Origin of the sequence: Streptomonospora mangrovi, assembly GCF_027604915.1 — a bacterium.
In the GTDB taxonomy this organism is placed as follows: Bacteria; Actinomycetota; Actinomycetes; order Streptosporangiales; family Streptosporangiaceae; genus Streptomonospora; species Streptomonospora mangrovi.
Genome location: NZ_JAJAQC010000072.1, coordinates 1 through 5,585, shown reverse-complemented (window position 1 = coordinate 5,585; position 5,585 = coordinate 1). Strand labels below are relative to the sequence as shown.

5 protein-coding genes are annotated in these 5,585 nt (G+C 75.5%); 2 read left to right on the top strand and 3 right to left on the bottom strand.

Annotated features, from left to right (window positions below; all coding sequences use genetic code 11):
• Positions 1 to 62: 62 nt before the first annotated feature.
• The 3 genes from LG943_RS25640 to LG943_RS25630 form a co-directional block, all read right to left on the bottom strand.
• The gene (locus tag LG943_RS25640; protein ID WP_270074942.1) at positions 63 to 809 is read right to left on the bottom strand and encodes a maleate cis-trans isomerase family protein; all 747 of its coding nucleotides are present in this window, start codon (positions 807 to 809) and stop codon (positions 63 to 65) included.
• A gap of 40 nt (positions 810 to 849) precedes the next feature.
• Positions 850 to 1,713: a maleate cis-trans isomerase family protein gene (locus tag LG943_RS25635; RefSeq protein WP_270074941.1), complete on the bottom strand. Its 864-nt coding sequence runs from the start codon at positions 1,711 to 1,713 to the stop codon at positions 850 to 852.
• Between the two features lie 101 nt (positions 1,714 to 1,814).
• The gene (locus LG943_RS25630; RefSeq protein ID WP_270074943.1) at positions 1,815 to 2,297 is read right to left on the bottom strand and encodes a DUF3830 family protein; all 483 of its coding nucleotides are present in this window, start codon (positions 2,295 to 2,297) and stop codon (positions 1,815 to 1,817) included.
• Positions 2,298 to 2,949: 652 nt separating this feature from the next.
• On the opposite strand from LG943_RS25630, the gene LG943_RS25625 reads away from it, so the two are divergent.
• Both LG943_RS25625 and LG943_RS25620 read left to right on the top strand, forming a co-directional pair.
• A complete protein-coding gene (locus LG943_RS25625; RefSeq protein WP_270074940.1) occupies positions 2,950 to 3,960 on the top strand; it encodes a D-2-hydroxyacid dehydrogenase in 1,011 nt (336 codons plus the stop codon).
• 104 nt (positions 3,961 to 4,064) lie between these two features.
• Entirely contained in the window at positions 4,065 to 5,564 is a 1,500-nt protein-coding gene (locus LG943_RS25620; protein ID WP_270074939.1) for an amidase, read from the top strand.
• Positions 5,565 to 5,585 lie beyond the last annotated feature (21 nt).

Below are 5,585 nucleotides of genomic sequence, written 5' to 3'. Positions count from 1 at the left end.
CGCGCGGTGCGGCCGGAACCCGCCAACGGGTCCCGGCCGCACCGTGGTCGCGGCGGCCGCGCCTAGCGCTCGGCCGCCGCCGCCGCTGTCCCGGCCCCGGCGCGGAACAGCGAGCCCAGCCCCTCGCGGGGCGTGGTGACGCCGGCCAGGCGCAGCCCCTCCCACACGCTGACCTGGTTGGCGGTCAGCACGGTCTTGCCCAGCCGGTCCTCCAGGGCGTCCAGCACGCCCGCGCTGTGCAGCGCGGTGTCGGGCACCAGGACCGCCTCGGCCTCAGGGTGGTCGTTGGCGGCCACGAAGTCGAGCACGTCGTCGGCCGGCAGGGTGCCGACCTCGGCGGCCGTGACGATCCCGCGCCCCGACCACGCCGCCACCCCGATCCCGGCGGCGCCGAGGAAGTCGGCGAACCGGCCGGCGACGTCGTCGGGGTAGGTGGCCGCCACCGCCACCCGGCTCAGGCCCAGCGCCCGCACGGCGTGCACGAACGCGAACGAGGTGCTGGAGGCGGGCGCGCCCGCCTCGGCGGCGACGCCCTCGGCCTGGGCGCGGGCGCCCTCCCAGCCGAACACGAAGCTGCCGCTGGTGCACGCCCACACGGCGGAGTCGACGCCGCGCGCGCGGAGTTCGCGCGCGCCCTCGCCGAGGACGTCGGCGCCGCCGACGTCGAGCAGGGCGTCGACCCGGTGCGCGTCCTCGCGCATCAGCGTGTGCACCAGGTGCAGTTCGACGTCGTCGCCCAGCAGCCGCTGGAAGGCGGGGTAGTCGTCCTCGGCGCTGTAGCCGGGGTAGAGGAATCCGACTCGGGTCATGTGCGGCACGACCCTCCCTTCGGTGTGATCGGCGCGGCCGTCAGGCGGCGGTGCGCGCGGTGGCGTCGACGAGGTGCTGGCCGTGGGCGACGGGCTGGCGGCCCATCGCCTGGAGGGCGGCCCACATGGTCACCTGGTTGGCGGCGATCACGGGCTTGCCCAGCATGCGCTCCAGCGGCGCGATGATGTCGTAGGTCAGCACGTTGGTGCAGCTAATGAACACCGCCTGGGCCTCGGGGCGGTCGGCGTCGCGCACCGCCTGCACGACCTCGGAGTAGGTGGTCTTCCAGATGTGCCCGAGCAGCCCCAGCCCCACGCTGGAGGTGGCCTCCACGCCGTGCTCGGCCAGGTAGTTGAGCAGGCGGTCGGTGACGCTGTCGACGTAGGGCGTGACGACCGCGATCCGCCGCAGGTCCAGCGCCTCCAGGGCCTGGATGAGCGCGCCGGAGGTGGTGACCGCCTCGGGCGCGCCGGCGTCGAGGATGCACTGCCGCAGCCGCCGCTGGCCCTCGGCGCCGTGGACGAAGCTGCCCGAGGCGCACGCGTAGCCCACGACCAGCGGCTCGGGCGCCAGCAGGTCGCGGGTGGCGCGGGCGACGTTGTCGCCGTCGCTGAGCGCCGACGCCTGGTCGACGGTCACCGGCACGGGCACGAACGGCAGCCGCGTGACGTACAGCGAGACATCGTCGGGCGCCCAGCGCCACAGCTCGCGATCCAGCGCGAAGTCGTAGGGCGCCACGATGCCCACGCCCGACTGCCAGGGGGTCTCGGCCACCGCCGACAGCTCCACCACCGTGGGCGCGGTGTCGTGGGCGGTATGGCCGGCGGGCTTCACGTGCTTGTCGAGGATGACCCGCTCGCCCTGGTCGCTCACCGGTGCTCCGGCGATCCGATCGGTCCGCATTGGTCACTCACCTCCTTCTCTTCGTGTTCTCGGGTGTGCGGGGCGGGGCCGCCGCGGGCGGCCCCCGACGGACGGGTGCTGCGGGTGGACGGGTGGTACGGTCAGCGCTCCAGGCGGCGGTAGACCAGGCGCTCGCCGATGCTCCCTGAGCGCCAGACGTCGTTGCACGCCTCGGCCATGGGCGCCAGGCCCTCGACGATGGTGGCGTAGACGTTGCCCGGCACCCAGCCGACGTCGCCGTTGAGCAGCAGGTTGTTGCGGCCGTAGAAGATGGCGAGGTCGATGACGCCGGGCAGGTGGTCGATGCCCTTCTCCTCCTTGAAGCGGCGGTCGAGCATGCCGCCGTTGAAGGAGAAGTAGACGACGTCGCCCGGGATGGGGGTGACCGTGGGGTTCTCCTGGCCGGGCTCCTCATCGGCGAAGCGCGGCACCATGGCGTACACCTCGTTGCGGGCGTACTTGGCGTGGTAGATGTCGCCGCCCTGCGGCAGCGCGTTCCACACGGCGTCGCAGGTGCGGGGGGCGTCCTTGTCGAGGAGTTCGGCCACGCAGGAGACGCCGCGCTTCTCCAGGCTGATGGACATGTACCTGGGCATCGTCGTATCACGGCCTTTCCGTGGGTCGGGCGGGTGCGGCGGACCGGGCGGGCCGCCGCGGGCGGGGTGCGTGAGGCGGGACGGGAGCCGGCCCGGACCGGGCGGGGGACCTCCCGGTGGCGGCGGGCAACCGGAGACAACCGGTGATCGGACTACTGGGGAACGCTGACGGAGGCCGCCGGCGCCCGGCCGGCGGCGCGAAGGAGGAGTGGTGACGCCTTCTCGCGGATGCGTTTTCCGCTGTGCTGATGTGTCAACGCGCCGAGGACCCAGCCCCGCCGACGCCGGAACCGTCGGCCCGGCGGGCGCTGATTGTCGACAATCATACGATCGCGGAGCCGGGTGGATCAATGGCCGCGCGGCCCCGGGGTGTTACGTGTCTGTGACGCAGGAGGCGCGGGTTCCGCCCACCGCTCCCGGCCGCCCGCCGTCGCCCCGCGCCGCCGTCACCGCAGGCGGGGACTCCCTGGATATTGTTGACAATCGTACGGGCGCTGCCTAGCGTTTCATCCGCCGCGCGGATCCGGCCCCTGCCGGGAGGGTGTCCTCCCGGGCGGGCGCGGGTACCGGGTAGGCGGCGGCCGGTCCGGCCGCCCGTCCCGCACCTGGCCGTCCAACCGCGAACCGGGAGCCGCCCGCAGTGACCACCGGAGCACCGCAGCCCGTCCACCTCGCCGTCCTGCACGGCGACGACCTCCCGCCCGGCCACGCCGCCCTCGACTCCGACCCCCGGCTGGCCTCGGTGCGCTACGCCACCGCCGACACCCTCGGCGAGGTCCTGCCCGGCGCCACCGCCCTGTTCGTCTGGGACCTGTTCTCCGAGGCGCTGCGCGCCGCCTGGCCCAAGGCCGACTCCCTGCGCTGGGTGCACGCCGCCACCGCCGGCGTCGACAACCTGATGTTCCCCGACCTGGTGGCCGCCGACGTGGTCCTCACCAACTCGCGCGGGGTGTTCGACCAGCCCATGGCCGAGTACGTCCTGGGCCTGGTCATCAGCTTCGCCAAGGACCTCCACGGCACCCGCGACCTCCAGCGCGAGCGCGTCTGGCGCCACCGCGAGACCGAGCGCGTCGGCGGGCGGCGCGCCCTGGTCGTGGGCACCGGTCCCATCGGCCGCGCCATCGCCCGCCAGTTGCGCGCCGCCGGCATGGAGGTGGAGGGCGCTGGCCGCACCGCGCGCACCGGCGACCCCGACTTCGGCACCGTGGTCGAGGCGGCCCTGGCGCCCTCCTCGGGCACCGGCCTGGCCGGCGCCCTGCCGCGCGCCGACTACGTCGTGCTCGCCGCGCCGCTCACCGACGCCACGCGCGGCCTGGTCGACGCCCGCTTCCTGGCCGCCATGCGCCCCACCGCGCGGCTGATCAACGTCGCCCGCGGCCCCATGGTCGACGAGGACGCGCTGGTGCGGGCGCTGCGCGAGGGCGCCATCGCCGGCGCCGCGCTCGACGTCGCCCAGACCGAGCCGCTGCCGGAGTCCTCACCGCTGTGGGACCTGCCCGGCGTCATCGTCTCGCCGCACATGTCCGGCGACGTGGTCGGCTGGCGCGACGAACTGGCCGCCCTGTTCGCCGACAACCTGGACCGCTTCCTCGACGGCCGCGACCTGCGCAACGTCGTGGACAAGCGGCGCGGCTACGTCGCCGGCCCCTGAACCGCCCGCACCGCGCCCCGCCGCCCCCGCCGCTCCCCGGCCGCACCGACCGCCCGGCGCCGCACGCCCTCCGCGCGCACCCGCACAGCAGGAAGGACGCACACGTGAGTACCAAGTTCGAGGGGCTGGACGAGACCGGCGCCGCGCCCCGGCCCGAGGCCGACCCGGCGCGCCCGGCGGCGGCCCCGGCCCACTCTCCGGCCGGCTCTCCGACCGACTCCCCGGCCTGGCTGCCGGCCACCGAGCTGCTCGCCGCCTACGCCCGCGGCGACCTCTCCCCGGTCGAGGCGACCGACGCGGTGCTCGACCGCATCGAGGCCGAGAACCCTTCGCTCAACGCGTTCTGCCTGGTGGCGGCCGAGGAGGCCCGCGCCGCCGCGCGCGCCTCCGAGGAGCGCTGGCGGCGCGGCGAGCCCGCCGGCCGGCTCGACGGCGTGCCCACCTCCATCAAGGACGTCATGTTCACCCGGGGCTGGCCCACCCTGCGCGGCTCGGCCACCACCCCGCGCGACCAGGAGTGGGCCGAGGACTCCCCGGCCGTGGCGCGGCTGCGCGAGCACGGCGCGGTGTTCGTCGGCAAGACCACCACCCCCGAGCTGGCCTGGAAGGGCGTCACCGACAGCCCGCTGACGGGCGTCACCCGCAACCCGTGGGACACCGCCAAGACCCCCGGCGGCTCCAGCGGCGGCGCCGCAGCGGCCGTGGCCGCCGGCATGGGCCCCCTGGCCACCGGCACCGACGGCGGCGGCTCGGTGCGCATCCCGGCGAGCTTCACCGGCATCGTCGCCCTCAAGCCCACGTGGGGGCTGGTGCCGCACTACCCGGCCAGCGCCTTCGGCAGCCTGGCCCACTCCGGGCCGATGACCCGCACCGTCGCCGACGCCGCGCTCATGCTCGACGTCATCAGCGGCCCCGACCCCCGCGACTGGGCGGCGCTGCCGCCGCCCGCCCACTCCTTCACCGCGTCGCTGGAGCGCCCGGTGCGCGGCCTGCGCGTCGCCTACAGCCCGGCGCTGGGCCGCCTGGCGGTCGACCCCGAGGTCGCGCGCGTGGTCGCGGCGGCGGTCGCGGCCTTCGAGGAGCTGGGCGCCGTGGTCGAGGAGGCCGACCCGCCGCTGCCCGACTGCCGGGAGCACTTCCACATCCTGTGGTACACCGGCGCGGCCAAGGCCACCGAGCACATCACCGGCGAGCGCCGCGACCTGCTCGACCCCGGGCTGCGCGAGATCACCGAGGAGGGGCTGCGCTACTCCGCGCGGGACTACCTCACCGCCATGGCCACCCGCATGGCCATGGGCGAGGCGATGGGCCGCTTCCACGGCGAGTACGACCTCCTGCTGACCCCCACCATGCCCATCCCCGCGTTCGACGCCGGGCTGGAGGTCCCGCCCGGCTCCACCGACCCCCGGTGGACCTCCTGGGCCGGGTTCAGCTACCCGTTCAACATGACCCAGCAGCCGGCCGCGAGCGTGCCGTGCGGCTTCACCGAGGCGGGGCTGCCGGTGGGCCTCCAGATCGTCGGCCCCCGCCACGGCGACGCGCTGGTGCTGGCGGCCGCCCGCGCCTTCGAGACGGTCCGGCCCTGGGCGCACCTGCGCCCCTGACGAGCAGCCCCGGCGCGGGCC